The 26,066-nt window shown below is 54.9% G+C and carries 20 protein-coding genes and 1 riboswitch; of the genes, 15 read left to right on the top strand and 5 right to left on the bottom strand.

Translation table 11 applies throughout. The annotated features are described in order from the left end of the window. Positions 1 to 208 precede the first annotated feature (208 nt). Positions 209 to 331, bottom strand: a complete 123-nt coding sequence (gene sgrT / locus J4728_RS22330) for a glucose uptake inhibitor SgrT (protein ID WP_001248755.1) — start codon at positions 329 to 331, stop codon at positions 209 to 211. Positions 332 to 423: 92 nt separating this feature from the next. Here sgrT and sgrR point away from each other — a divergent pair, with 92 nt between their 5' ends. The 4 genes from sgrR to thiQ all read left to right on the top strand — a co-directional run bounded on the left by sgrR (position 424) and on the right by thiQ (position 5,520). Beyond that, positions 424 to 2,082, top strand: a complete 1,659-nt coding sequence (gene sgrR, locus J4728_RS22325) for an HTH-type transcriptional regulator SgrR (RefSeq protein WP_001139028.1) — start codon at positions 424 to 426, stop codon at positions 2,080 to 2,082. 46 nt (positions 2,083 to 2,128) lie between these two features. Continuing rightward, positions 2,129 to 2,228, top strand: a riboswitch (TPP riboswitch). A 31-nt stretch (positions 2,229 to 2,259) separates the two neighbouring features. Continuing rightward, positions 2,260 to 3,243, top strand: a complete 984-nt coding sequence (gene thiB / locus J4728_RS22320) for a thiamine ABC transporter substrate binding subunit (protein WP_208212431.1) — start codon at positions 2,260 to 2,262, stop codon at positions 3,241 to 3,243. Further along, positions 3,219 to 4,829: a thiamine/thiamine pyrophosphate ABC transporter permease ThiP gene (gene thiP, locus J4728_RS22315; RefSeq protein ID WP_208212429.1), complete on the top strand. Its 1,611-nt coding sequence runs from the start codon at positions 3,219 to 3,221 to the stop codon at positions 4,827 to 4,829. Before thiB ends, thiP begins: the two co-directional genes overlap by 25 nt. Beyond that, positions 4,813 to 5,520, top strand: coding sequence for a thiamine ABC transporter ATP-binding protein ThiQ (thiQ, locus tag J4728_RS22310; protein WP_064000414.1), 708 nt, complete (start codon positions 4,813 to 4,815; stop codon positions 5,518 to 5,520). The genes thiP and thiQ overlap by 17 nt, the downstream gene beginning before the upstream one ends. Before the next feature lie 38 nt (positions 5,521 to 5,558). Here the strand turns inward: thiQ and J4728_RS22305 are convergent, their stop codons facing one another. Together J4728_RS22305 and araC are read right to left on the bottom strand one after the other, a co-directional pair. Next, the gene (locus tag J4728_RS22305; RefSeq protein WP_001148369.1) at positions 5,559 to 6,326 is read right to left on the bottom strand and encodes a DedA family protein; all 768 of its coding nucleotides are present in this window, start codon (positions 6,324 to 6,326) and stop codon (positions 5,559 to 5,561) included. Positions 6,327 to 6,444: 118 nt separating this feature from the next. Then, entirely contained in the window at positions 6,445 to 7,290 is an 846-nt protein-coding gene (gene araC, locus J4728_RS22300) for an arabinose operon transcriptional regulator AraC (protein ID WP_000852387.1), read from the bottom strand. Between the two features lie 339 nt (positions 7,291 to 7,629). Between araC and araB the strand changes: the two genes are divergently transcribed. From araB to araD, 3 genes are all read left to right on the top strand, one after another. Further along, positions 7,630 to 9,339: a ribulokinase gene (gene araB, locus J4728_RS22295; RefSeq protein ID WP_208212427.1), complete on the top strand. Its 1,710-nt coding sequence runs from the start codon at positions 7,630 to 7,632 to the stop codon at positions 9,337 to 9,339. A gap of 10 nt (positions 9,340 to 9,349) precedes the next feature. Next, complete coding sequence (araA, locus tag J4728_RS22290; protein WP_086811520.1) at positions 9,350 to 10,852, top strand: L-arabinose isomerase; 1,503 nt, start codon at positions 9,350 to 9,352, stop codon at positions 10,850 to 10,852. Between the two features lie 140 nt (positions 10,853 to 10,992). Further along, positions 10,993 to 11,688, top strand: coding sequence for an L-ribulose-5-phosphate 4-epimerase (gene araD / locus J4728_RS22285; protein ID WP_208212425.1), 696 nt, complete (start codon positions 10,993 to 10,995; stop codon positions 11,686 to 11,688). 5 nt (positions 11,689 to 11,693) lie between these two features. Here araD and J4728_RS22280 read toward each other — a convergent pair whose 3' ends face one another. Beyond that, the gene (locus tag J4728_RS22280) at positions 11,694 to 12,113 is read right to left on the bottom strand and encodes a DUF4751 family protein (protein WP_001103156.1); all 420 of its coding nucleotides are present in this window, start codon (positions 12,111 to 12,113) and stop codon (positions 11,694 to 11,696) included. A 517-nt stretch (positions 12,114 to 12,630) separates the two neighbouring features. Here J4728_RS22280 and J4728_RS22270 point away from each other — a divergent pair. From J4728_RS22270 to rluA, 4 genes are all read left to right on the top strand, one after another. Then, positions 12,631 to 13,251 (top strand): YdcF family protein, encoded by a 621-nt coding sequence (locus J4728_RS22270; protein WP_000877505.1) that lies wholly within the window; start codon positions 12,631 to 12,633, stop codon positions 13,249 to 13,251. 43 nt (positions 13,252 to 13,294) lie between these two features. Next, positions 13,295 to 15,646 carry a DNA polymerase II gene (gene polB, locus J4728_RS22265; protein ID WP_208212423.1) on the top strand — a complete coding sequence of 784 codons (2,352 nt, stop codon included), beginning with the start codon at positions 13,295 to 13,297 and terminating at the stop codon, positions 15,644 to 15,646. Between the two features lie 173 nt (positions 15,647 to 15,819). Next, the gene (rapA, locus tag J4728_RS22260; RefSeq protein ID WP_001116966.1) at positions 15,820 to 18,726 is read left to right on the top strand and encodes an RNA polymerase-associated protein RapA; all 2,907 of its coding nucleotides are present in this window, start codon (positions 15,820 to 15,822) and stop codon (positions 18,724 to 18,726) included. Between the two features lie 11 nt (positions 18,727 to 18,737). Next, positions 18,738 to 19,397 (top strand): bifunctional tRNA pseudouridine(32) synthase/23S rRNA pseudouridine(746) synthase RluA, encoded by a 660-nt coding sequence (rluA, locus tag J4728_RS22255; RefSeq protein WP_000525197.1) that lies wholly within the window; start codon positions 18,738 to 18,740, stop codon positions 19,395 to 19,397. Between the two features lie 94 nt (positions 19,398 to 19,491). On the opposite strand, the gene djlA is transcribed toward rluA, so the two are convergent. Then, positions 19,492 to 20,304 carry a co-chaperone DjlA gene (djlA, locus tag J4728_RS22250; RefSeq protein ID WP_001200595.1) on the bottom strand — a complete coding sequence of 271 codons (813 nt, stop codon included), beginning with the start codon at positions 20,302 to 20,304 and terminating at the stop codon, positions 19,492 to 19,494. A 253-nt stretch (positions 20,305 to 20,557) separates the two neighbouring features. Here djlA and lptD point away from each other — a divergent pair, with 253 nt between their 5' ends. The 4 genes from lptD to rsmA are packed head-to-tail and all read left to right on the top strand — an operon-like array spanning position 20,558 to position 26,065. Next, on the top strand, positions 20,558 to 22,918 hold the full coding sequence (gene lptD / locus J4728_RS22245) for an LPS assembly protein LptD (protein WP_000746127.1): 2,361 nt from the start codon (positions 20,558 to 20,560) through the stop codon (positions 22,916 to 22,918). Between the two features lie 53 nt (positions 22,919 to 22,971). Then, the gene (gene surA / locus J4728_RS22240) at positions 22,972 to 24,258 is read left to right on the top strand and encodes a peptidylprolyl isomerase SurA (RefSeq protein WP_000800482.1); all 1,287 of its coding nucleotides are present in this window, start codon (positions 22,972 to 22,974) and stop codon (positions 24,256 to 24,258) included. Beyond that, a complete protein-coding gene (gene pdxA, locus J4728_RS22235; RefSeq protein ID WP_000093001.1) occupies positions 24,258 to 25,247 on the top strand; it encodes a 4-hydroxythreonine-4-phosphate dehydrogenase PdxA in 990 nt (329 codons plus the stop codon). The genes surA and pdxA overlap by 1 nt, the downstream gene beginning before the upstream one ends. Next, a complete protein-coding gene (gene rsmA / locus J4728_RS22230) occupies positions 25,244 to 26,065 on the top strand; it encodes a 16S rRNA (adenine(1518)-N(6)/adenine(1519)-N(6))-dimethyltransferase RsmA (protein ID WP_001065397.1) in 822 nt (273 codons plus the stop codon). Before pdxA ends, rsmA begins: the two co-directional genes overlap by 4 nt. The last annotated feature ends 1 nt before the right edge of the window (position 26,066 follow it).

Genomic DNA, 26,066 nt, shown 5'->3' with positions numbered 1-26,066 from the left:
GAACTTTTGCAGTTGCCAGACCGCAAGATGTTTTAACAAATCAAAAGGGGTTTTAATAACTGGCTTAAAGCTGAAAGCTTTCCGGAACCCCCAGCCTAGCTGGGGGTTTTCCATAGACAAAAAAGCCAGCAGATATTATCTGCTGGCGGGTGATTTTAGGCTATCGCCTACACCAATACTCAGTCACACATGATGTCTGCAATTGGCTTCAATCGGTCGCCTCCCACTGCATCAGTTCCGCGAGCATTTTTAAGCGCTGCGGCGCGCTCAGGCAAGCCAGCCAGGACGTTTTTTCCGTCGCGGCAAAATATCTCAACCAGAACTGGCGCATAGTGACCTCTTCCTCTTGCTTCATCGAAAGATATTATTGGCCTAATATAGGGATAATAAAATTGCTGAGTTTTTCATCGGAGTTCCCCTTTTATGCCCTCAGGTCGCCTGCAACAACAATTTATCCGTCTCTGGCAATGTTGTGACGGTAAAACGCAAGACACCACGCTTAATGAGCTGGCGGATCTGCTGAACTGTTCGCGTCGCCATATGCGTACGCTGCTAAATACGATGCAGGCGCGCGGTTGGCTAACATGGGAAGCCGAGGTTGGACGCGGAAAGCGTTCGCGTCTGACGTTCCTGTATACCGGACTGGCGCTGCAACAGCAGCGGGCGGAAGACCTGCTGGAACAAGATCGAATCGATCAACTGGTACAACTGGTCGGCGATAAAAGCGCTGTCAGGCAAATGCTGATTTCCCATCTGGGACGCAGCTTCCGCCAGGGGCGGCATATTCTGCGGGTTCTTTACTATCGTCCGATGCACAATCTCCTGCCGGGAACCGCATTACGTCGCTCGGAAACTCATATTGCCCGGCAAATTTTCAGTTCGCTCACGCGGGTAAATGAGGAAAACGGGGAACTGGAAGCGGACATTGCGCACCACTGGCAGCAAATTTCCCCTTTACTGTGGCGCTTCTACCTGCGCCCCGGCATTCATTTTCATCATGGCCGCGAGCTGGAGATGGAAGATGTCATCGCCTCACTGACGCGTATCAATACGCTTCCGCTTTACTCGCACATCACAAAGATAGACTCCCCTACCGCGTGGACGCTGGATATTCATCTTTCCCAGCCGGATCGCTGGTTGCCGTGGCTGCTGGGCCAGGTCCCGGCGATGATTTTGCCGCGGGAGTGGGAAACGCTGGCTAATTTCGCCAGCCACCCTATCGGCACCGGGCCTTATGCCGTGCGGCGTAATACGCCGAACCAGCTCAAGATACTCGCCTTTGATGACTACTTCGGCTATCGGGCGTTGATAGACGAAGTGAACGTCTGGGTACTGCCGGATATCAGTGAAGAACCGGCCTGCGGCTTGATGCTGGAAGGGCCAATACAAGGCGGTGAAAAAGCGATAGAAAGCCGACTGGAAGAGGGGTGCTATTACCTGCTATTCGACGCCAGAACGCCGCGCGGCGCGCATCCGCAGGTCAGAGAATGGGTAAGCCACGTCCTCTCCCCCACCAATTTACTCTATCATGCCGATGAACCGCTACAGCAGCTCTGGTTCCCGGCCTATGGGCTTTTACCGCGCTGGCATCACGCCCGTCCAGGCCCGGGCGAAAAACCCGCCGGGCTGGAAACCCTCACGCTGACCTTCTATCGCGAACACATTGAGCACCGGGTTATCGCCCGTATCATGAGCGCGCTTCTGGCTGAGCATCAGGTACATCTGCATATTCAGGAGATCGACTACGATCAATGGCACGCCGGCGAGATCGAAAGCGATATCTGGCTCAATAGCGCTAACTTTACGCTGCCGCTGGATTTCTCGCTGTTCGCGCACCTGTGCGAAGTACCGCTCTTGCAGAACTGCATTCCGCGCGACTGGCAGGACGACGCCGCGCAGTGGCGCGCTGGCGAGATGAACCTGGCGAACTGGTGCCAGCAACTGCTGGCCAACAAAGCGATTGTGCCGCTGATCCACCACTGGCTGATTATCCAGGGACAGCGCAGTATGCGCGGACTGCGCATGAATACCCTCGGCTGGTTTGATTTTAAATCGGCGTGGTTTGCTCCGCCAGATCCTTAACGCCAGCTCTTGATTGCTGCCCGGCAACAAAATCACTACACTAACGCCGAACTCAACGGGGTGCCGCGCTCATGCGCGCGCTGAGAAAATACCCGTCGAACCTGATCCGGATAATGCCGGCGAAGGGATTTGAGGTTACCTCTCAAGTCCTTTGCCACTCTTTCACTGAGGTGCAAAGTGTTAAAAAAATATCTTCCGCTTTTACTCCTGTGCGCGGCGCCTGCTTTCGCCAAACCCGTTCTCACCGTCTATACCTACGACTCGTTCGCCGCCGACTGGGGGCCAGGCCCGGCGGTGAAAAAAGCGTTTGAAGCCGATTGCAACTGCGAGCTGAAACTGGTGGCGCTGGAGGATGGCGTTTCGCTGCTCAACCGCCTGCGGATGGAGGGGAAGAACAGCAAAGCCGATGTGGTGTTGGGGCTGGACAATAATCTGCTGGAAGCGGCCACGCAAACTAAACTTTTTGCCAAAAGCGGCGTGGCGAATGAAGCGGTCAAGGTGCCCGGCGGCTGGAAAAACGACACATTTGTGCCGTTCGATTACGGCTATTTCGCCTTTGTCTACAATAAAAGCAAGCTGAAAAATCCGCCGAAAAGCCTGAAAGAACTGGTCGAGAGCGATCAAAAATGGCGGGTAATTTATCAGGACCCGCGTACCAGTACGCCAGGGCTGGGGCTGTTACTGTGGATGCGCAAAGTCTATGGCGATAACGCGCCGCAGGCCTGGCAAAAACTGGCGGCCAAAACGGTGACGGTGACGAAAGGCTGGAGCGAGGCCTACGGTTTATTTCTGAAAGGTGAAAGCGATTTGGTGCTCAGTTACACCACCTCTCCGGCGTATCACATTATTGAAGAGAAGAAGGACAATTACGCCGCCGCGAACTTCAGCGAAGGCCATTACTTACAGGTAGAAGTCGCGGCGCGTACCGTCGCCAGTAAGCAGCCGGAACTGGCGGAGAAATTCCTCAAATTTATGGTTTCTCCGGCGTTTCAGAACGCCATACCCACCGGCAACTGGATGTACCCGGTAGCGGACGTCTCCCTACCAGCAGGGTTTGAATCATTGGCCAAACCCGCCACAACGCTGGAATTCACGCCGCAACAAGTGGCAGCACAACGCCAGGCATGGATTAGCGAATGGCAACGCGCCGTCAGCCGTTAATTCCCGGCTGGCTGATTCCGGGGCTGTGCGCCGCCGCGCTGATGATAACCGTCTCGCTGGCGGCCTTTCTGGCGCTTTGGCTGAACGCGCCGTCGGGCGCGTGGTCGACAATCTGGCGGGATAGCTATCTGTGGCATGTGGTGCGCTTCTCATTCTGGCAGGCGTTTCTGTCCGCAGTGCTGTCTGTGGTCCCGGCGGTTTTTCTCGCCCGCGCGCTTTATCGACGCCGTTTTCCTGGACGTCTGGCGCTGCTGCGTCTGTGCGCCATGACGCTGATTCTGCCGGTACTGGTTGCCGTGTTCGGCATTCTTAGCGTGTATGGCCGTCAGGGCTGGCTGGCCTCGCTGTGGCAGATGCTGGGGCTTCAGTGGACATTCTCCCCCTACGGCTTGCAGGGCATTTTACTGGCGCACGTCTTTTTTAACCTGCCAATGGCGAGCCGTTTGTTGCTGCAATCTTTGGAAAGCATTCCCGGCGAGCAGCGCCAGCTCGCCGCCCAGCTCGGTATGCGCGGCTGGCATTTTTTCCGTTTTGTCGAATGGCCGTGGCTGCGCCGCCAAATTCCGCCCGTCGCGGCGCTGATTTTTATGCTCTGCTTCGCCAGTTTCGCAACGGTTCTGTCGCTCGGCGGCGGCCCGCAGGCCACCACTATCGAACTGGCTATCTTTCAGGCGCTCAGTTATGACTACGATCCCGCCCGCGCGGCGATGCTGGCATTAATCCAGATGGTCTGCTGCCTGGCGCTGGTACTGCTTAGCCAACGGTTGAGCAAAGCGATTGCGCCGGGGATGACGCTGACGCAGGGCTGGCGCGATCCTGACGATCGTCTCCACAGCCGTCTGACTGACACCTTATTAATCGTGCTGGCGCTGCTGCTGCTGCTTCCGCCGCTGGTCGCCGTGGTGGTCGATGGCGTCAACCGCAGCCTGCCGGAGGTGCTGGCGCAACCCATTCTGTGGCAGGCTGTCTGGACATCGCTACGCATTGCGCTGGCGGCGGGCGTTCTGTGTGTGGTGCTGACCATGATGCTGCTGTGGAGTAGCCGCGCGCTACGCCAACGCCAGCAACTATTCGCCGGACAAACGCTGGAACTCAGCGGGATGTTGATCCTCGCGATGCCGGGGATCGTGCTGGCGACAGGCTTCTTTTTACTGCTCAATAACAGCGTTGGCTTACCGGAATCCGCCGACGGCATCGTGATTTTCACCAATGCGCTGATGGCAATCCCCTACGCGCTAAAAGTCCTGGAAAACCCAATGCGCGATATTACCGCCCGTTATGGAATGCTGTGCCAGTCATTGGGAATTGAAGGCTGGTCGCGGTTAAAGGTCGTGGAACTGCGGGCGCTGAAACGTCCGCTGGCGCAGGCGCTGGCGTTTGCCTGCGTACTTTCTATCGGTGATTTTGGCGTCGTTGCGCTTTTCGGCAATGACAATTTCCGCACGCTGCCGTTTTATCTGTATCAGCAGATCGGCTCCTACCGCAGCCAGGACGGCGCGGTGACCGCGCTGATACTGTTGCTGCTCTGTTTTACGTTATTTACCCTCATAGAGAAACTACCGGGCCGACATGCTAAAACTGATTGATATCACCTGGCTTTACCATCATTTGCCGATGCGTTTTACGCTGGCGATAGAACGCGGCGAGCAGGTGGCGATTCTTGGCCCCAGCGGCGCGGGGAAAAGCACGTTGTTGAATTTAATTGCCGGTTTTCTTGCGCCTGCCAGCGGTACGCTACTGATTGCCGGCGAAGATCATACGCTTACGCCGCCCTCACGCCGTCCGGTCTCAATGCTGTTTCAGGAGAATAATTTATTCAGCCACCTGAATGTGCAGCAAAATATCGGTCTGGGGCTAAACCCTGGGTTAACGCTCAACGCCAGCCAGCGGGAAAAACGGGACGCTATCGCACGTCAGATGGGCATTGAGAGTCTGATGGCGCGTTTGCCGGGCGAGCTGTCCGGCGGCCAGCGTCAGCGGGTAGCGCTGGCGCGCTGCCTGGTACGCGAACAGCCGGTACTGCTGCTGGATGAACCGTTCTCCGCGCTCGATCCCGCGCTGCGTCAGGAGATGCTGACGTTGGTCAGCGATATCTGCCGCGAGCGACAGCTCACGCTGTTGATGGTCTCGCACAGCGTGGAAGATGCGGCGCGAATTGCGCCCCGGTCAATCGTCGTGGCCGACGGGCGCATTGCGTGGCAAGGCAAAACAGACGAGCTACTAAGCGGTCAAGCCAGCGCCTCAGCGCTATTGGGCATCAAATCCCATATTTTGTAGGCCGGATAAGGCGAAGCTGCCATCCGGCAAAGGAATCGTTAGTAACCCACAACTTTGCGCAGAATATCGATATATACCGGCATCAGCGGGTGGCGAACCAGCACCACCAGCGCGACCACGCCGATCCCGAGCGTCAACGGCGCCAGATACAGCAAACGGCTGCGGGGGAAATACGCGGTTAAACGATCGACTGCCGCTTTGCCGCTGCGCCACAGCCGCCAGCATAGCCAGCCTCCGACCCACAGCAGCAACGCCGTCGCCAGCAGCAGCCATTTGAAATCTCCGCTCTGCATATCGGAAGGAATATCGATTGCCGCTCCCGCCAGAATGCCCGGCAGGAAATAAAACGGCGGCCACAGCAAACAGCCAATCAAGTTCGGCCCAATAAATTTCGCCACGGGAAGATCCAGCATCCCTGCCACCATCGGCACCAGCGGCCTCGTCGGACCGACGAAACGTCCGACCAGGATCGTGAACATACTGTGCTGATGCAGCGCATGTTCGGTTTTATCCAGCAGCGACTTGTTCTTTTTCATAAAAGACCAGCGGTGTAGCGGCTTTTTAAAGCGCCACCCCAGCCAGAACGAAATCCAGTCGCCCATCAGACAGCCGATAATACCCACCAGCCAGGCATGCCAAAAATTGAGCTCGCCGCTGCCGATAAGCGCGCCCAGCCCCGCCATCAGTACCGTGCCGGGTAAAATCAACCCCACCAGCGCCAGCGATTCCAGGAAGGCGACCAGCAACACGGCGATGAGCGAATACAGAGTGGATTGGGTGATAAAGTGTTCCAGCAGTGCTTGCATAGTGTGTCCGTCAGCGTGATGAAGCAGGGATTCTGCTTACCCCGTCCCCCTTCGTCAAGCCGTCAATTATCCGAATAGTTACGGCTTATGACATCTTTGTGGACACATCATTCACTTTTTATTCACATCCGGCCCTGAACTCGCTAGGACTTGCCCCGGTGCATTTTTTAAATACCCGCGAAAAATAGAGCTGATCGTCAAATCCAACATTGCGCCCAACGGTCGCTATCGGCATTCGCGTGGTGCTAAGCAGGAGTTTCGCCTGGCTGATACGCTGATCTTCGCGCCAACTTAATACGCTAATGCCTAACTGCTGGCGGAACAGATGCGATAACCGGGAGGGCGACAGGCAGACATGCTGGGCGACGCTGGCGATATCAAAATGACTGTCTGCCAGATGGTCGCTGATATACTGGCAGGCATCGCGCACACGGCTATCCATCGGCGGATGCAACGACTCATTAATTACCGCCATACGTCTGAGCAACAACTGCTCCAGCAGATTGATCGCCAGTAGCTCAGAATAGCGGCCTTCCCCTTGCCCGGCGCTGATGATCTGCCCGAACAGTTCGCTGAAATGCGGCTGGCGCGCCTCGTCCGGGCGGAAAAATCCTGTCTGGGCAAAGATTGTCGGCCAGGTCAGCCACTCCTGCCAGTAGGCGCGAGGCCGGAAATAAACCCACTGGTGATACCACTCGCTGGCGTCCGGATGCCGTCCATAGTGATGAATCTCGCCCGGCGGAAACAATAATATATCGCCAGGCCGACAGACAAACTGCTCGCCATTATTATTAATGACGCCCTCTCCGCGGATGGTCAGGTTAAGAATATATCCCTTCATGCCCAACGGACGATCGATAAAAAAATCCAGATATCCATTCGCTTCAATTGGCGTCAGCCCGGCGACCAGATGGGCATTAAATGAATATCCCGGCAATAGCGGATCATTTTGCGTTTCAGCCATGATTTCTCTACCCCCGATGTTCAGAGAAGAAACAAATTGTCCATATTGACCAGGACGACAGAGCTTCCGTCTCCGCAAGACCTTGCGCTTGATGAAAGCACGTATCAACCCCGCTTGTGAAAAGCGCTTTGTAACAAAAGCGTACAGTTCAGGCGATAAAATTAAGTAACAGAAGTGTCTATAACTATGGCTGGAATGTCCACATTGAATATTTGCACAGCGTCACACTTTGCAAAGCATTAGCATTTTTGTCCATAAGATTAGCGGATCCTGCCTGACGGTTTTTGCCACGACTCTCTACTGTTTCTCCATACCTGTTTTTCTGGATGGAGTAAGACGATGGCAATTGCAATTGGCCTCGATTTTGGCAGTGATTCAGTGCGCGCTCTGGCAGTGGACTGCGCCACCGGCGACGAGATCGCCACCAGCGTAGAGTGGTATCCGCGCTGGCAAGAAGGCCGTTATTGCGACGGCCCGAACAACCAGTTCCGTCATCATCCGCGTGACTACATGGAGTCAATGGAGGCCGCGCTGAAAGCCGTTCTGGCACAATTAAGCGCCGCGCAACGCGCAAATGTCGTTGGCATTGGCGTTGACAGCACCGGCTCTACGCCAGCGCCGATTGACGCCGACGGTAACGTCCTGGCGCTGCGTCCGGAGTTCGCCGAGAACCCGAATGCGATGTTTGTGCTGTGGAAAGATCACACCGCCGTGGAAGAGGCCGACGAAATCACTCGTCTGTGCCATAAGCCAGGCAAGGTCGACTACTCCCGCTATATTGGCGGCATTTACTCCAGCGAATGGTTCTGGGCGAAGATTCTGCACGTCACCCGCCAGGATAGCGCCGTCGCGCAGGCCGCCGTCTCGTGGATTGAACTGTGTGACTGGGTGCCGGCGCTGCTTTCGGGCACCACTCGCCCGCAGGATATCCGCCGTGGCCGCTGCAGCGCCGGGCACAAAACACTGTGGCATGAAAGCTGGGGCGGTCTGCCGCCCGCGAGCTTCTTTGATGAACTCGATCCGTGCATTAACCGTCATCTGCGCTACCCGTTATTTAGCGAAACCTTCACCGCCGATCTGCCCGTGAGCACCCTGTGCGCCGAATGGGCGCAGCGCCTCGGCTTGCCGGAAAGCGTGGTGATTTCCGGCGGCGCGTTCGACTGTCACATGGGCGCGGTCGGCGCGGGCGCACAGCCCAATACGCTGGTAAAAGTCATCGGCACGTCTACCTGCGACATTCTGATTGCGGATAAACAGAGCGTCGGGGATCGCGCCGTGAAAGGCATTTGCGGTCAGGTTGACGGCAGCGTGGTGCCGAACTTTATCGGTCTGGAAGCGGGCCAGTCCGCTTTCGGCGACATCTACGCCTGGTTTAGCCGCGTGTTGAGCTGGCCGCTGGAACAACTTGCCGCGCAGCACCCGGAACTGAAAACCCAGATTAACGCCAGCCAGAAGCAGCTACTGCCAGCGCTCACCAACGCCTGGGCGAAAAATCCGTCCCTGGATCACCTGCCGGTGGTGCTCGACTGGTTTAACGGTCGCCGCACGCCAAACGCTAATCAGCGTCTGAAAGGCGTCATTACCGATCTCAATCTCGCCACCGACGCGCCAGCGCTGTTTGGCGGTCTGGTAGCTTCGACCGCCTTCGGCGCGCGCGCCATTCAGGAGTGTTTTACCGAGCAGGGTATCGCGGTCAATAACGTGATGGCGCTTGGCGGCATCGCCCGTAAAAATCAGGTCATTATGCAGGTCTGCTGCGACGTACTGAATCGTCCGTTGCAGATCGTCGCTTCCGACCAGTGTTGCGCATTAGGCGCCGCTATCTTTGCCGCCGTCGCTGCGAAAGTCCATGCCGATATTCCTGCCGCCCAGCAAAGCATGGCAAGCGCGGTAGAACGCACTCTGCGTCCCCGCCCTGAACAGGCGCAACGCCTCGAACAGCTTTACCGCCGCTACCAGCAGTGGGCGCTAAGCGCAGAACAACATTATCTTCCGACTGCCGCGCCGGCGCCAACGACCCCGGCCAATCAGGCAATCCTGACTCATTAAGGACACGACAATGACGATTTTTGATAATTATGAAGTATGGTTTGTGATTGGCAGCCAGCATTTGTATGGCGCAGAAACCCTGCGTCAGGTCACCCAACATGCCGAGCATGTGGTCAACGCGCTGAATACCGAAGCCAAACTGCCATGTAAACTGGTATTAAAACCGCTGGGCACCTCGCCGGATGAGATTACCGCCATTTGTCGTGACGCCAATTATGACGATCGCTGCGCAGGGCTGGTGGTCTGGCTGCACACCTTCTCCCCGGCCAAAATGTGGATCAACGGGCTGAGTATCCTTAACAAACCACTACTGCAATTCCATACCCAATTTAACGCCGCCCTGCCGTGGGACAGCATCGATATGGACTTTATGAACCTGAACCAGACTGCGCACGGCGGCCGCGAGTTCGGTTTTATCGGCGCGCGGATGCACCAGCAGCACGCGGTCGTCACTGGCCACTGGCAGGATAAAGAGGCCCATACGCGTATCGGCGCCTGGATGCGCCAGGCGGTCTCTAAACAGGATACCCGCCAGCTAAAAGTCTGCCGCTTCGGCGACAATATGCGTGAAGTCGCAGTGACTGACGGTGATAAAGTGGCCGCGCAAATCAAATTTGGCTTTTCGGTCAATACCTGGGCGGTCGGCGATCTGGTGCAGGTGGTGAATTCTATCGGCGACGGCGATATCAACGCTCTGATTGACGAGTATGAAAGCAGCTATACCCTGACGCCCGCCACCCAAATCCACGGCGATAAACGCCAGAACGTGCGGGAGGCGGCGCGTATTGAACTCGGTATGAAGCGTTTCCTGGAACAGGGCGGCTTCCACGCCTTTACGACGACATTTGAAGATTTGCACGGCCTGAAACAACTCCCGGGTCTGGCCGTACAGCGTCTTATGCAACAGGGCTACGGCTTTGCGGGCGAAGGCGACTGGAAAACCGCCGCTCTGCTTCGCATTATGAAAGTGATGTCAACCGGTCTGCAGGGCGGCACCTCATTTATGGAGGATTACACCTACCACTTCGAGAAAGGCAACGATCTGGTGCTCGGCTCGCACATGCTGGAGGTGTGTCCGTCCATCGCGGTGGAAGAGAAACCGATCCTCGACGTCCAGCACCTCGGCATTGGCGGCAAGGAAGATCCGGCGCGTTTGATTTTCAATACCCAAACCGGCCCGGCGATCGTCGCCAGCCTGATCGACCTCGGCGATCGTTATCGCCTGCTGGTCAACTGCATTGACACCGTAAAAACGCCGCACTCCCTGCCGAAACTGCCGGTGGCTAACGCGCTGTGGAAGGCGCAGCCGGATCTGCCGACCGCCTCCGAAGCGTGGATTCTGGCTGGCGGCGCGCACCATACCGTCTTCAGCCACGCGCTGGATCTGAACGATATGCGCCAGTTTGCAGAAATACACGATATCGAAATCGCGGTAATTGATAACGATACCCGTCTGCCGGCCTTTAAGGACGCGCTGCGCTGGAACGAGGTGTATTACGGTTTAAAACGCTAAAAGTGGAGTCTGAATGCCCGGTGGCACTGCGTTTACCGGGCCTACGGTCCTGTAGGCCGAATAAGGCATTTGTGTCGCCATCCGGCACACCGTCGCTCGTAGGCCGGATAAGCGAAGCGCCATCCGGCAGGGAGAAAACAATGTTAGAAGATCTCAAACGCCAGGTATTGGAAGCCAATCTGGCGCTGCCAAAACACAACCTGGTCACCCTTACCTGGGGTAACGTCAGCGCCGTCGATCGCGAACGCGGCGTACTGGTGATTAAGCCGTCCGGCGTCGATTATAGCGTCATGACCGCTGACGATATGGTGGTGGTCAGCCTGGAGACCGGTGAAGTCGTTGAAGGTCATAAGAAACCGTCGTCCGATACGCCAACCCACCGTCTGTTGTACCAGGCATTTCAGACTATCGGCGGCATCGTACACACCCATTCGCGCCACGCGACTATCTGGGCGCAGACGGGTCAGCCGATTCCGGCGACGGGAACCACCCATGCTGACTATTTCTACGGTACGATTCCCTGCACTCGCAAAATGACCGAGGCGGAAATTAATGGCGAGTATGAATGGGAAACGGGCAATGTCATTGTTGAAGCCTTTGAAAAAAAAGGCATTGACGCCGCTCAAATGCCCGGCGTGCTTGTCCATTCGCACGGCCCGTTTGCCTGGGGTAAAAATGCCGAGGATGCAGTGCATAACGCCATCGTGCTGGAAGAAGTGGCCTATATGGGGATCTTCTGCCGCCAGCTTGCGCCGCAGTTGCCCGACATGCAGCAATCCCTGCTGGATAAACACTATCTACGCAAACATGGCGCAAAAGCCTATTACGGGCAGTAATGCCTCTAAAAACGCGTCCCATGGGGGGCGCGTTGATGAGTCTGGTCGGTGATATATTCAGCAAATGCGCTTTGATAGACGTAATGATCAGAACTCACATATTCAATAATATTATCATAATGTCCCTGCCACGCTTTTCCTTCCAGCGCATGGAAGAAAATATAATCTTCGATTGTTGACTGCCAGCGTTGCCCATTTAACAGATAATTAATAATGGTATCCCGATGTCCGTTTTTTCTGTCGTGTCCTTGCCAGTGAAAAAAAGCATTGCCGTTTTCAATAATCTCGGTACGCCAAATTTGTTCTGTCCATGTTTTATACTCAAAAAATCGACTCACGGTTTTTATGGAAGGGTTAGCGCGTTGAGTATTGACGAAAAGATAACGGTCGCTCCCTACCAGACGCGCCTGCATACTCACATTCATAAAAGATCATTCCCGAATACCACAAATTTTGATAAAAACACCCGCACCCGAAAGTCAAAATAAAATTATATTCTAAAATAAAAATTAAATTATGCAGAGAGTTCCCGACGAATTCGCACTGTAATCCATTTTTATTTAACCATAGCGGCCAATTGGAATATTATATTTCTACCTGACGGTGCGGATGTTCCAAATGAAATTGTTACACTTTTCATTAAGTAAAACAAACAAAAAATATCGCTTTTTTGTTAATCCGAGAAATAAGTAACAGATTCGAACAAGCGCCTTTCTGAAAAATACTTAATGTATGAAAACAGACTTGACACAAAACGGCTAATACATGGGTAAAAACTGTAAATAAACATGATTCAAAATTAGCAGTTATAGGATAATTATATCTGCTGTATATACCGGCATCATTATATTGATAAATATACGTCAGCAAAAATATCTGACGCTAAAAGCCATTTTATCGTTAAAATATCCATTACACCCGTCACGGGGAACGAACTCATTCATGAAATATCGCTACATCATCAGAATCGCGGCAGGCATAATTCTCATTATGGCTACGGTGTTTATCCATAATGCCATCGCTATTTATCAGTTCAGTCAGCAAAACCAGACGCGCATAGCTGACTGCGCGATTGTCGCAGGAGCAGGCGTTAGCGGAAAAACGCCTTCTCCCGTTTTTCAGGCCAGACTGGATCATGCCATCTGGCTTTACCAACAACACATTGTCCGCGCGTTGGTATTAACCGGCGGCTACGGCGCTGGCGCAACGGTTTCCGACGCGGCGATAGCCCGTCAATACGTTCTGGAAAAAGGGATTCCGGCTAAGGCGATTTTTATTGAAGAGCGCTCTACCGTGACGCGCGAAAATATTCGTTACGCAAAACAGATACTGCGACAACAACAATGGCGCACAGCGTTACTGGTCAGCGATCCGCTGCATATGCTGCGTCTGAAAACTATCGCTCAGGATAATGGTATCGATAGCCGCTCATCACCCACGCGATCCACCCGCTATAAATCCTGGTGGGCGCAAACCCGCTTCTTACTGCGAGAAACTTTTTATTACAGCGGATATCGGCTTTTACGTTATATGCCTGTACAAAATAACAGTATTACCCCCTAAAACAGGTTATAATTAGCGTGAATTTTTTAGACAGGTAATCATCGTGGCGCAGGCAGGTTTCATTTTAACCCGGCACTGGCGGGATACGCCGCAAGGGACGGAGGTCTCTTTCTGGCTGGCGACAGACAACGGCCCTGTGCAGGCGACGCTGGCACCGCAAGAGTCCGTGGCGTTTATTCCGACCAGCCAGACCTCCCGCGCAGCCTCGCTGCTACAGGCGGAAAAAGACTATCGCCTGACGCCGCTCCAGCTGCGAGACTTTCATCGTCAGCCGGTATCCGGTCTGTATTGCCGTACTCACCGCCAGCTTATGCGGATGGAGAAACTGCTGCGCGAAAACGGCGTCACCGTTTATGAAGCGGATGTACGCCCGCCGGAACGTTACCTGATGGAGCGTTTTATTACGTCGCCCGTTTGGGTAGACGGCGAGATGCGCAACGGCGTTATCCGCAATGCGCGTCTTAAACCCCACCCCGACTATCGACCGCCGCTAAAATGGGTCTCGCTGGATATCGAAACCACGCGACACGGCGAACTGTATTGCATTGGTCTGGAAGGATGCGGCCAGCGTACCGTTTATATGCTGGGTCCGGCGAATGGCGATGACCGCCAACTGGACTTCGAGCTTGTGTATGTCGCCAGCCGCCCGCAGTTGCTGGAAAAACTCAACGCCTGGTTTGCCGAACATGATCCTGACGTCATCATCGGCTGGAACGTGGTGCAGTTCGACCTGCGTATGCTGCAAAAACATGCCGAACGCTACCGTATCCCTTTACGGCTGGGGCGAGACAATAGCGAACTGGAGTGGCGCGAACATGGCTTCAAAAACGGCGTTTTTTTCGCCCAGGCCAGAGGGCGAGTCATTATCGATGGTATCGACGCGCTTAAATCCGCGTTCTGGAATTTTTCGTCTTTTTCGCTGGAAGCCGTCTCGCAGGAACTGCTCGGCGAAGGAAAATCCATTGATAATCCCTGGGATCGTATGGATGAGATCGATCGCCGCTTTGCCCAGGATAAACCCGCCCTCGCCACCTACAACCTGAAAGACTGCGAGCTGGTCACGCGCATTTTCCATAAAACCGAGATCATGCCGTTTTTGCTGGAACGCGCGACGATCAACGGTCTGCCGGTCGATCGCCACGGCGGTTCGGTCACCGCATTCGGGCATCTTTACTTTCCGCGAATGCACCGCGCCGGCTATGTCGCGCCCAATCTCGGCGAAGTGCCGCCGCTGGCAAGTCCCGGCGGCTACGTAATGGATTCACAACCCGGATTATACGATTCAGTACTGGTGCTGGATTATAAAAGCCTGTACCCGTCGATTATCCGCACGTTTTTGATTGATCCCGTCGGGCTGGTCGAAGGCATGGCGCAGCCGGATCCGGAACACAGTACCGAAGGTTTCCTTGACGCCTGGTTTTCACGAGAAAAGCACTGCCTGCCGGAAATTGTTAGCCAAATCTGGCACGGGCGCGATGAAGCCAAACGTCAGGGCAATAAACCGCTCTCGCAGGCGCTTAAAATCATTATGAACGCCTTTTATGGCGTACTCGGCACCACGGCCTGTCGCTTTTTCGATCCCCGTCTGGCGTCGTCAATCACCATGCGCGGTCATGCGATTATGCGCCAGACCAAAGCGCTGATTGAGGCGCAGGGTTATGACGTGATCTATGGCGATACCGATTCCACTTTCGTCTGGCTCCGGCGCGCGCATTCAGAAGCCGACGCGGCGGAAATCGGGCACAGGCTGGTGCGTCACGTGAACGAATGGTGGGCGCAGACGTTACAACAGCAAAATTTGACCAGCGCGCTGGAACTGGAGTTTGAAACCCACTTTTGCCGTTTTCTGATGCCGACCATCCGCGGCGCGGATACTGGCAGTAAAAAACGCTACGCGGGCCTGATTCAGGAAGGCGACAGCCAGCGCATGGTATTTAAAGGTCTGGAAACGGTGCGGACCGACTGGACGCCGCTGGCGCAGCGCTTTCAACAGGAGCTGTATCTGCGCGTTTTTCGCAATGAACCTTATCAAGACTATGTGCGCGAGACTATCGATAAACTGATGGCGGGCGAACTGGACGCGCAGTTGGTTTATCGTAAGCGTCTGCGTCGCCCTTTACATGAGTACCAACGTAACGTTCCGCCGCACGTTCGCGCCGCCCGGCTGGCGGATGAACAAAACCTGAAGCAGGGTCGTCCGGCGCAGTATCAGAATCGCGGCGCCATAAAATATGTCTGGACTGTTAACGGCCCCGAGCCCGTGGATTACCAGCAGTCGCCGCTGGATTACGAACACTATCTTACCCGCCAGCTACAACCCGTGGCGGAAGGAATTCTTCCCTTCGTTGAAGATAATTTTGCTACACTACTGACCGGGCAACTGGGGTTATTTTGACGCGTGACGAAAGCGCCGCCTTCCAGTACCATAGCGCCCTTTCCATTCCTGGACCTAATTAACGCCACTACCACATTAGCCTGGTAGCGGGGTCGTATACTCGCAATTATCCAGTGCTGTCGCCTGGGAATGGCGAGTAATGCCTGCAATTAAAGATATAGAGCCGAACACATATGCCTTTTACACTTGGTCAACGCTGGATCAGCGATACAGAAAGCGAGCTGGGACTTGGAACCGTTGTTGCGATGGATGCGCGAACCGTCACCTTACTTTTCCCGTCCACGGGGGAAAACCGCCTGTATGCGCGCAGTGATTCTCCCGTGACCCGCGTCATGTTCAACCCTGGCGATACGATTACAAGCCATGAAGGCTGGCAGCTACATATCGATGAAGTAAAAGAAGAAAATGGCCTGCTTGTTTATGTCGGCACCCGCCTGGATACCGAAGAGACCAATGTGACGTTGCGCGAGGTTCTGCTCGACAGCAAGTTGGTTTTCAGTAAGCCCCAGGATCGTCTGTTCGCCGGTCAAATCGATCGAATGGATCGGTTCGCGCTGCGCTATCGCGCCCGTAAATTTCAGAGCGAGCAGTACCGGATGCCATACAGCGGCCTGCGCGGCCAGCGGACCAACCTGATCCCGCATCAGCTTAATATCGCTCATGATGTGGGTCGTCGCCACGCGCCGCGCGTACTGCTGGCGGATGAAGTGGGCTTAGGTAAAACCATTGAAGCCGGGATGATTCTGCATCAACAGTTATTATCCGGCGCGGCGGAACGCGTATTGATCATTGTTCCGGAAACCCTGCAACACCAGTGGCTGGTAGAAATGCTGCGCCGTTTCAACCTGCGCTTCGCGCTGTTCGATGACGAACGCTATACCGAAGCGCAGCACGACGCGTATAACCCGTTTGAAACCGAACAACTGGTGATCTGTTCGCTGGATTTCGCCCGCCGTAATAAGCAGCGTCTGGAACATTTGTGCGACGCCGAGTGGGATTTGCTGGTGGTCGACGAAGCGCATCATCTGGTGTGGAGTACCGATGCGCCGAGCCGTGAATATATGGCCATTGAACAGTTAGCTGAACGCGTACCGGGCGTGCTGCTGCTGACCGCCACGCCAGAACAGCTGGGGATGGAAAGCCATTTCGCCCGTCTGCGCCTGCTCGATCCGAACCGTTTCCACGATTTCGAACAGTTTGTCGAAGAACAGAAAAACTACCGTCCTGTCGCCGATGCGGTGGCCATGCTGCTGGCGGGCAATAAACTCAGCAACGACGAACTGAACAGGCTGGGCGATCTGATCGGCGAACAGGATATTGAACCGCTGTTGCAGGCCGCTAATAGCGATCGCGACGACGCGCAGGCCGCCCGTGATGAGCTGGTGTCGATGCTGATGGATCGCCACGGCACCAGCCGCGTTCTGTTCCGCAACACCCGTAACGGCGTCAAGGGGTTCCCGAAACGTGAACTGCATACGGTAAAACTGCCGCTGCCGACCCAGTATCAGACCGCCATTAAGGTCTCCGGCATTATGGGCGCGCGTAAAAGCGCGGAAGATCGCGCCCGCGATATGCTCTATCCGGAACAAATTTATCAGGAGTTCGAAGGCGATACCGGCACCTGGTGGAACTTCGACCCACGCGTTGAGTGGCTAATGGGCTATCTGACCAGCCATCGTTCGCAAAAAGTGCTGGTGATCTGCGCCAAGGCGACCACCGCGTTACAGCTGGAACAGGTGCTGCGCGAACGCGAAGGCATCCGCGCCGCCGTGTTCCATGAGGGCATGTCGATTATCGAACGCGACCGCGCCGCCGCCTGGTTCGCCGAAGAAGATACCGGCGCGCAGGTGCTGTTATGTTCCGAAATCGGCTCCGAAGGACGTAACTTCCAGTTTGCCAGCAATCTGGTGATGTTCGACTTGCCGTTTAACCCGGATCTGCTGGAACAGCGTATTGGTCGTCTGGATCGTATCGGCCAGGCGCATGATATCCAGATCCACGTCCCGTACCTGGAAAAAACCGCCCAGTCGGTGCTGGTTCGCTGGTATCACGAAGGGCTGGACGCCTTTGAGCACACCTGCCCAACCGGTCGCGCGATTTATGATTCAGCCTACGCCAGTCTGATTAACTATCTGGCCGCGCCTGAAGAAACCGACGGGTTTGACGATCTGATCAAATCCTGCCGCGAACAACATGAAGCGCTAAAAGCCCAGTTAGAACAGGGCCGCGACCGCCTGCTGGAGATCCACTCCAACGGTGGTGAAAAAGCCCAACAGCTTGCACAAAGCATTGAAGAACAGGACGACGACACCAACCTGATCGCGTTCGCCATGAACCTGTTCGATATCGTCGGCATTAACCAGGACGATCGCGGCGACAACCTGATCGTGCTGACGCCGTCCGACCACATGTTGGTGCCGGATTTCCCCGGCCTGCCGGAAGACGGCTGTACTATCACGTTTGAACGTGACGTAGCCCTGTCTCGCGAAGATGCGCAGTTTATTACCTGGGAACATCCGCTCATCCGTAACGGACTGGATCTGATCCTCTCCGGCGATACCGGCAGCAGCACCATTTCGCTGTTGAAAAATAAAGCGCTGCCCGTCGGCACGCTGCTGGTCGAACTGGTTTACGTCGTGGAAGCGCAGGCGCCGAAACAGCTACAACTGAACCGCTTCCTGCCGCCGACGCCGGTACGTATGCTGTTAGATAAAAACGGCAACAATCTGGCCGCCCAGGTCGAGTTTGAAACCTTCAACCGTCAGCTCAGCGCCGTGAATCGCCACACCGGCAGCAAACTGGTTAACGCCGTGCAACAGGACGTCCACGCCATTTTGCAACTGGGCGAGACGCAGATTGAAAAGTCCGCCAGAGCGCTGATTGATAACGCGCGTCGCGAGGCGGATGAAAAACTGTCCGGGGAACTGTCGCGTCTGGAAGCGCTGCGCGCCGTCAACCCGAACATCCGCGACGACGAACTTGCCGCTATCGACAGCAACCGTCAGCAGGTGCTGGAAAGCCTGAATCAGGCAGGCTGGCGTCTGGACGCGCTGCGTCTTATCGTCGTCACGCACCAATAACGGAGCCGTACATGGGGATGGAAAACTACAATCCGCCGCAGGAACCCTGGCTGGTTATCCTGTATCAGGATGAGCACATTATGGTGGTCAATAAGCCCAGCGGCCTGTTGTCCGTGCCGGGGCGTCTGGAAGCGCACAAAGACAGCATTATGACGCGTATCCAGCGCGACTACCCGCAGGCAGAATCGGTGCATCGTCTGGATATGGCCACCAGCGGCGTGATTGTAGTGGCGCTGACCAAAGCCGCGGAGCGGGAGCTAAAACGCCAGTTCCGCGAACGTGAGCCGAAAAAGCAGTATGTGGCGCGCGTATGGGGGCATCCCTCCCCGGCGGAAGGACTGGTCGACTTACCGCTCATCTGCGACTGGCCGAACCGGCCAAAGCAGAAAGTGTGTTATGAAACCGGCAAACCGGCGCAAACGGAATATAACGTGGTGGAGTTTGCGGCGGATAATACCGCCCGCGTGGTGCTCAAGCCGATCACCGGACGTTCGCATCAGCTTCGTGTGCATATGCTGGCGTTAGGCCACCCGATTTTAGGCGATCGGTTTTACGCCTCGCCGGAAGCGTTGTCACTGGCGCCGCGTTTGCAGTTACACGCCGAAATGCTGACCATTACCCATCCCGCTTACGGCACCAACATGACGTTTAAAGTCCCGGCAGATTTTTAAATTCGGAGCCAATTTATGCCGGGGCGCTTCGCTTGCCCGGCCTACATTCATTAACGTAGGCCGGATAAGGCGCTAGCCGCATCCGGCAATTCAATCACTTGAAGCCTTTCTGTTCTTTGATTAGCTCATACGCTTTCTGAATTTCCTGCGCTTTTTGCTTCGCCATCTCCATCATTTCCGGCGGTAAACCTTTCGCGACCAGTTTGTCCGGATGATGCTCGCTCATCAGTTTGCGATAAGCGCGTTTAATGGTGGTTGCATCGTCGGTGGTTTTAACCCCCAGCACATTACAGGCATCTTCCAGCGTCGGGCCGCGCTGCGCCTGCTGCCAGCCGCCGCCGGACTGTTGATGATAACCGCCGCCAAACTGCGCGCCGCCCTGCATCATGCGCAGAAACTGATCGAACTGTACGCGGGAAATACCTAACTCTTCCGCAATCACATACAGCACTTCCCGCTCATTAGGGTGTAGCGAGCCATCGGCAAACGCCGCCTGGATCTGAATTTCCAGAAACATCCGGATCAGATCAAAACGCCCGAAGCAGACGCTACGAAACTGCCGCATCTTTTCACGTAATGGGTAATTATCCGCTTTTCCGACCCGAAAGGCGTTCTGCGCGGCAGTACGTGAATCGCCGTGTAAATTCATACGATCCATCAACTGACTGGCGATATGAATATCCGCTTCCGTCACCCGTCCTTTTGATTTGGTTAAGTGGCCCATCACCTCAAAGGTGGTGGCAAAAAACAGCGCCTGCCGTTCCCGCTGGTTGGCAAACCACGCCATTTTTCGGCTGCGGGCTTTGTCGAACATATGGCCCACCAGCAGACCCAGGACCACGCCCCAAAAGCCGCCGCCCATCATCAGGGCTACGGCGACGCCAATTATCTTTCCCCAGTACTGCATAGACTCCCCAAAACGTTACGCTATCGGTGAGGCTATCTCCCACAAAATAAGGTGCTTTTCTGCGAATGAAGGCTACGGTCAATTGTGGGACATCGCCTATAATTTGCATTATCATACCTGTCATTCAATGCCGTGCCTAACACCACAGACGCTAAACGGCAGGATTAACACTGGCGCAGCGAAGATGAGTAAGTTAGGCTGTGACCGTTTGTCACGCGCAACGCTACCGATGATGGAACAATAAATACAACGTATGAAAAAACGTATTCCCACTCTTCTGGCCACCATGATCGCCAGCGCCCTTTATAGTCATCAGGGGCTGGCAGCCGATCTCGCCTCACAGTGTATGTTGGGCGTGCCGAGCTACGATCGTCCTCTGGTAAAAGGCGATACCAACGATCTGCCGGTTACTATCAATGCCGATAACGCTAAAGGTAACTACCCGGACGATGCCGTTTTTACCGGCAACGTGGACATTATGCAGGGGAATAGCCGCCTGCAAGCGGATGAAGTGCAGCTTCATCAGAAGCAGGCGGAAGGTCAGCCGGAACCTGTACGCACCGTCGATGCGCTGGGTAATGTGCATTATGATGACAATCAGGTCATCCTTAAAGGGCCGAAGGGCTGGGCGAACCTGAACACCAAAGACACGAACGTCTGGGAAGGCGATTACCAGATGGTGGGCCGTCAGGGGCGCGGTAAAGCCGATCTCATGAAGCAGCGCGGCGAAAACCGCTATACCATTCTGGAAAACGGCAGCTTTACCTCCTGTCTGCCTGGCTCCGATACCTGGAGCGTGGTGGGGAGTGAAGTCATCCATGACCGCGAAGAACAGGTTGCGGAGATCTGGAACGCCCGGTTTAAAGTAGGTCCGGTTCCGATCTTTTATAGCCCCTATTTACAGCTACCCGTCGGTGACAAGCGTCGCTCAGGTTTCCTGATCCCGAACGCGAAATACACGACCAAGAACTATTTCGAGTTCTACTTACCGTATTACTGGAACATCGCGCCCAATATGGACGCCACCATCACCCCGCACTATATGCACCGCCGCGGCAATATTATGTGGGAGAACGAATTCCGTTATCTCACGCAGGCAGGCGAGGGAGTGATGGAATTAGATTATCTGCCTTCTGATAAAGTCTACGAGGACGATCACCCCAAAGAGGGCGATAAGCACCGCTGGTTATTCTACTGGCAGCACTCAGGCGTGATGGATCAGGTGTGGCGTTTTAACGTCGATTACACCAAAGTCAGCGACTCCAGCTACTTTAACGATTTCGACAGTAAGTACGGTTCCAGTACCGACGGCTACGCAACGCAGAAATTCAGCGTCGGCTACGCCGTACAAAACTTTGACGCTACGGTGTCGACCAAACAATTCCAGGTCTTTAACGATCAAAACACCAGCAGCTATTCAGCGGAGCCGCAGTTAGACGTTAACTACTACCATAACGATCTCGGCCCGTTTGATACCCGGATTTACGGCCAGGCGGTGCACTTTGTTAACACCAAAGACAATATGCCGGAAGCAACCCGCGTCCACCTGGAGCCAACCATCAATTTGCCGCTCTCCAACCGCTGGGGCAGCCTGAACACCGAAGCGAAGCTGATGGCGACGCACTATCAGCAAACGAATCTGGACAGCTATAACAGCGATCCAAACAATAAAAATAAGCTGGAAGATTCGGTTAACCGCGTCATGCCGCAGTTTAAAGTCGACGGTAAGCTCATCTTCGAACGCGATATGGCGATGCTGGCGCCGGGGTATACCCAGACGCTGGAACCACGCGTGCAGTACCTGTATGTGCCGTACCGCGACCAGAGCGGCATCTATAACTACGATTCTTCTTTGCTGCAATCCGACTATAACGGCCTGTTCCGCGACCGCACTTATGGCGGTCTCGACCGTATTGCTTCCGCCAACCAGGTCACGACCGGCGTCACAACACGCATTTATGATGATGCCGCCGTTGAACGTTTTAACGTTTCTGTTGGTCAAATCTACTATTTCACGGAGTCTCGCACCGGCGATGACAACATTAAATGGGAGAATGACGACAAAACCGGTTCGCTGGTTTGGGCAGGCGACACTTACTGGCGTATTTCAGAACGCTGGGGGCTGCGTAGCGGAGTGCAGTACGATACCCGTCTGGATAGCGTCGCTACCAGCAGCAGCAGCCTCGAATACCGTCGGGATCAGGATCGTCTGGTACAGTTGAACTACCGCTATGCCAGCCCGGAATATATTCAGGCTACGTTGCCTTCGTATTATTCCACGGCAGAGCAGTATAAAAACGGCATCAACCAGGTGGGCGCGGTGGCAAGTTGGCCGATTGCCGATCGCTGGTCGATTGTCGGCGCGTACTACTTCGATACCAATTCGAGCAAACCTGCAGACCAGATGCTCGGCTTGCAGTACAACTCTTGCTGCTATGCGATCCGCGTCGGATACGAACGTAAGCTGAACGGTTGGGATAACGATAAACAACACGCGATTTATGATAACGCGATTGGCTTCAACATTGAGCTGCGCGGTTTGAGCTCTAACTACGGCCTCGGCACGCAAGAAATGTTGCGTTCGAACATTCTGCCGTACCAAAGCTCTATGTAATCTGATTGATTTACAACGTAATCCGCATTGCGGTTAATTGAAATGGAAAAAGTATGAAGAACTGGAAAACGCTGCTTCTCGGTATCGCCATGATCGCGAATACCAGTTTCGCTGCCCCCCAGGTAGTCGATAAAGTCGCAGCCGTCGTCAATAATGGCGTCGTGCTGGAAAGCGACGTTGATGGCTTAATGCAATCAGTCAAACTCAACGCGGGTCAGGCAGGTCAGCAGCTTCCGGACGACGCCACGCTGCGTCACCAGATCCTGGAACGTTTGATTATGGATCAAATTATCCTGCAGATGGGTCAGAAGATGGGGGTGAAGATCACGGATGAGCAGTTGGATCAGGCCATCGCCAACATCGCCAAACAAAACAATATGACGATGGATCAGATGCGCAGCCGTCTGGCTTACGATGGACTGAACTATTCAACCTACCGTAACCAGATTCGTAAAGAGATGATTATCTCTGAAGTGCGCAACAACGAGGTTCGTCGCCGTATCACCGTTTTGCCGCAAGAAGTTGACGCGCTGGCAAAACAGATTGGCACCCAAAACGACGCCAGCACCGAGCTGAACCTGAGCCATATCCTGATTGCTCTGCCGGAAAACCCAACCTCCGAGCAGGTTAACGACGCACAGCGCCAGGCGGAAAGCATTGTTGAAGAAGCGCGTAACGGCGCAGATTTCGGCAAACTGGCGATTACCTACTCTGCCGACCAGCAGGCGTTAAAAGGCGGTCAGATGGGCTGGGGCCGTATCCAGGAGCTGCCGGGGATTTTCGCCCAGGCGCTGAGCACCGCGAAGAAAGGCGACATTGTCGGCCCGATTCGCTCCGGCGTCGGCTTCCACATTCTGAAAGTAAATGACCTGCGCGGTCAGAGCCAGAGTATCTCCGTGACCGAAGTTCACGCTCGTCACATTCTGCTTAAGCCGTCGCCGATCATGAACGATCAGCAGGCGCGCCTGAAGCTGGAAGAAATCGCGGCTGACATTAAGAGTGGTAAAACCACCTTTGCCGCTGCGGCGAAAGAGTACTCTCAGGACCCGGGCTCCGCTAACCAGGGCGGTGATTTGGGTTGGGCTACGCCAGATATTTTCGATCCGGCGTTCCGCGACGCGCTGACGAAGCTGCATAAAGGCCAAATAAGCGCGCCGGTACACTCCTCTTTCGGCTGGCATCTGATCGAATTGCTGGATACGCGTAAGGTAGACAAAACCGATGCGGCGCAGAAAGATCGCGCTTATCGTATGCTGATGAACCGTAAGTTCTCAGAAGAAGCGGCGACCTGGATGCAAGAACAGCGCGCCAGCGCTTACGTTAAGATTTTGAGTAACTAATGAGCAGTGCGCAACGCGTTGTTATCACTCCCGGCGAACCCGCCGGGATTGGCCCCGATCTTGTCGTTCAACTGGCGCAACGCGCGTGGCCGATTGAACTGGTCGTCTGTGCGGACGGCGCGCTCCTGACGGAGCGGGCCGCCATGCTCGGCCTGCCCCTCTCGCTTCTCCCTTACTCGCCTGATGTCCCCGCTGCGCCGCAGCCCGCGGGAACGCTGACCCTATTGCCGGTCTCGCTGCGCGCGCCTGCCATCCCCGGTCAGTTGACGGTAGAAAATGGCCCCTACGTGGTAGAGACGCTGGCGCGAGCGTGTGATGGCTGTCTGAACGGTGAATTTGCCGCGCTGATCACAGGCCCCGTGCACAAAGGCGTTATTAACGACGCAGGCATTCCGTTTACCGGTCATACCGAGTTTTTCGAAGAGCGTTCGCAGGCGAAAAAAGTCGTGATGATGCTGGCAACCGAAGAACTTCGCGTGGCGCTGGCGACCACGCATCTGCCGCTACGGGCGATTGCAGACGCCATCACCCCTGCGCTTTTGCACGAAGTGATTGCTATTTTGCATCACGATTTGCGGACCAAATTTGGTATTGCCGAACCGCGCATTCTTGTCTGTGGCCTGAATCCGCACGCGGGCGAAGGCGGTCATATGGGCACGGAAGAGATAGACACCATCATTCCGGTGCTCGACGAGCTGCGGGCGCAGGGGATGAAACTCAACGGGCCGCTACCTGCTGATACGCTGTTTCAGCCCAAATATCTCGATAATGCCGACGCGGTGCTGGCAATGTACCACGATCAGGGCCTGCCCGTGCTAAAATACCAGGGATTCGGTCGGGGAGTGAATATTACGCTCGGCCTACCTTTTATTCGAACCTCCGTTGACCACGGCACCGCGCTTGAACTGGCGGGCCGTGGAAAAGCGGATGTCGGCAGTTTTATTACGGCGCTTAATCTCGCCATCAAAATGATTGTTAATACCCAATGAATAATCGAGTCCATCAGGGCCATTTAGCCCGTAAACGCTTCGGGCAAAACTTTCTCAACGATCGGTTTGTGATCGACAGTATTGTTTCTGCTATTAATCCGCAAAAAGGCCAGGCGATGGTTGAAATCGGCCCCGGTCTGGCGGCGCTGACGGAGCCGGTCGGCGAACGACTGGATAAGCTCACGGTCATTGAACTTGACCGCGATCTGGCGGCGCGTTTGCAAACCCATCCGTTTTTAGGGCCGAAGCTGACTATTTATCAGCAGGACGCCATGACCATGAACTTTGGCGAACTGTCTGCGCAGTTGGGCCAACCGCTGCGTGTGTTCGGCAATCTGCCCTATAATATCTCCACCCCGCTGATGTTCCATCTCTTTAGCTATACTGATGCCATTGCCGACATGCACTTTATGTTGCAAAAAGAAGTGGTAAATCGTCTGGTTGCAGGGCCGAACAGCAAAGCGTATGGTCGTTTAAGCGTGATGGCGCAATATTACTGTCAGGTGATCCCGGTGCTTGAAGTGCCGCCATCCGCCTTCACGCCGCCGCCCAAAGTGGACTCCGCCGTGGTGCGTCTGGTTCCACACGCAACAATGCCTTACCCGGTTAAAGATATTCGCGTGTTGAGCCGTATTACCACCGAGGCCTTTAACCAGCGCCGTAAAACGATCCGTAACAGTCTCGGCAATCTTTTTAGCGTTGAGACATTGACGGAAATGGGTATTGACCCGGCAATGCGCGCGGAAAATATCTCTGTCGCGCAGTACTGCCAGATGGCCAACTATCTGTCGGAAAACGCGCCTTTGAAGGAGAGTTAAA

The sequence above is a fragment of the Salmonella sp. 32070601201500089SM genome (genome assembly GCF_017573605.1).
Lineage (GTDB): Bacteria > Pseudomonadota > Gammaproteobacteria > Enterobacterales > Enterobacteriaceae > Salmonella > Salmonella enterica.
Note: the sequence above shows the minus strand (reverse complement) of the source record. Positions and strands in the feature narration are given on the sequence as shown.

What these genes read in the sequence shown, in the direction of transcription:
- sgrT (WP_001248755.1), bottom strand. Translation starts at nt 331, where the DNA reads ATGCGCCAGTTCTGGTTGAGATATTTTGCCGCGACGGAAAAAACGTCC.
- sgrR (WP_001139028.1), top strand. Translation starts at nt 424, where the DNA reads ATGCCCTCAGGTCGCCTGCAACAACAATTTATCCGTCTCTGGCAATGT.
- thiP (WP_208212429.1), top strand. Translation starts at nt 3,219, where the DNA reads ATGGCAACGCGCCGTCAGCCGTTAATTCCCGGCTGGCTGATTCCGGGG.
- thiQ (WP_064000414.1), top strand. Translation starts at nt 4,813, where the DNA reads ATGCTAAAACTGATTGATATCACCTGGCTTTACCATCATTTGCCGATG.
- J4728_RS22305 (WP_001148369.1), bottom strand. Translation starts at nt 6,326, where the DNA reads ATGCAAGCACTGCTGGAACACTTTATCACCCAATCCACTCTGTATTCG.
- araC (WP_000852387.1), bottom strand. Translation starts at nt 7,290, where the DNA reads ATGGCTGAAACGCAAAATGATCCGCTATTGCCGGGATATTCATTTAAT.
- araB (WP_208212427.1), top strand. Translation starts at nt 7,630, where the DNA reads ATGGCAATTGCAATTGGCCTCGATTTTGGCAGTGATTCAGTGCGCGCT.
- araA (WP_086811520.1), top strand. Translation starts at nt 9,350, where the DNA reads ATGACGATTTTTGATAATTATGAAGTATGGTTTGTGATTGGCAGCCAG.
- araD (WP_208212425.1), top strand. Translation starts at nt 10,993, where the DNA reads ATGTTAGAAGATCTCAAACGCCAGGTATTGGAAGCCAATCTGGCGCTG.
- J4728_RS22280 (WP_001103156.1), bottom strand. Translation starts at nt 12,113, where the DNA reads ATGAATGTGAGTATGCAGGCGCGTCTGGTAGGGAGCGACCGTTATCTT.
- J4728_RS22270 (WP_000877505.1), top strand. Translation starts at nt 12,631, where the DNA reads ATGAAATATCGCTACATCATCAGAATCGCGGCAGGCATAATTCTCATT.
- rapA (WP_001116966.1), top strand. Translation starts at nt 15,820, where the DNA reads ATGCCTTTTACACTTGGTCAACGCTGGATCAGCGATACAGAAAGCGAG.
- rluA (WP_000525197.1), top strand. Translation starts at nt 18,738, where the DNA reads ATGGGGATGGAAAACTACAATCCGCCGCAGGAACCCTGGCTGGTTATC.
- djlA (WP_001200595.1), bottom strand. Translation starts at nt 20,304, where the DNA reads ATGCAGTACTGGGGAAAGATAATTGGCGTCGCCGTAGCCCTGATGATG.
- lptD (WP_000746127.1), top strand. Translation starts at nt 20,558, where the DNA reads ATGAAAAAACGTATTCCCACTCTTCTGGCCACCATGATCGCCAGCGCC.
- surA (WP_000800482.1), top strand. Translation starts at nt 22,972, where the DNA reads ATGAAGAACTGGAAAACGCTGCTTCTCGGTATCGCCATGATCGCGAAT.
- pdxA (WP_000093001.1), top strand. Translation starts at nt 24,258, where the DNA reads ATGAGCAGTGCGCAACGCGTTGTTATCACTCCCGGCGAACCCGCCGGG.
- rsmA (WP_001065397.1), top strand. Translation starts at nt 25,244, where the DNA reads ATGAATAATCGAGTCCATCAGGGCCATTTAGCCCGTAAACGCTTCGGG.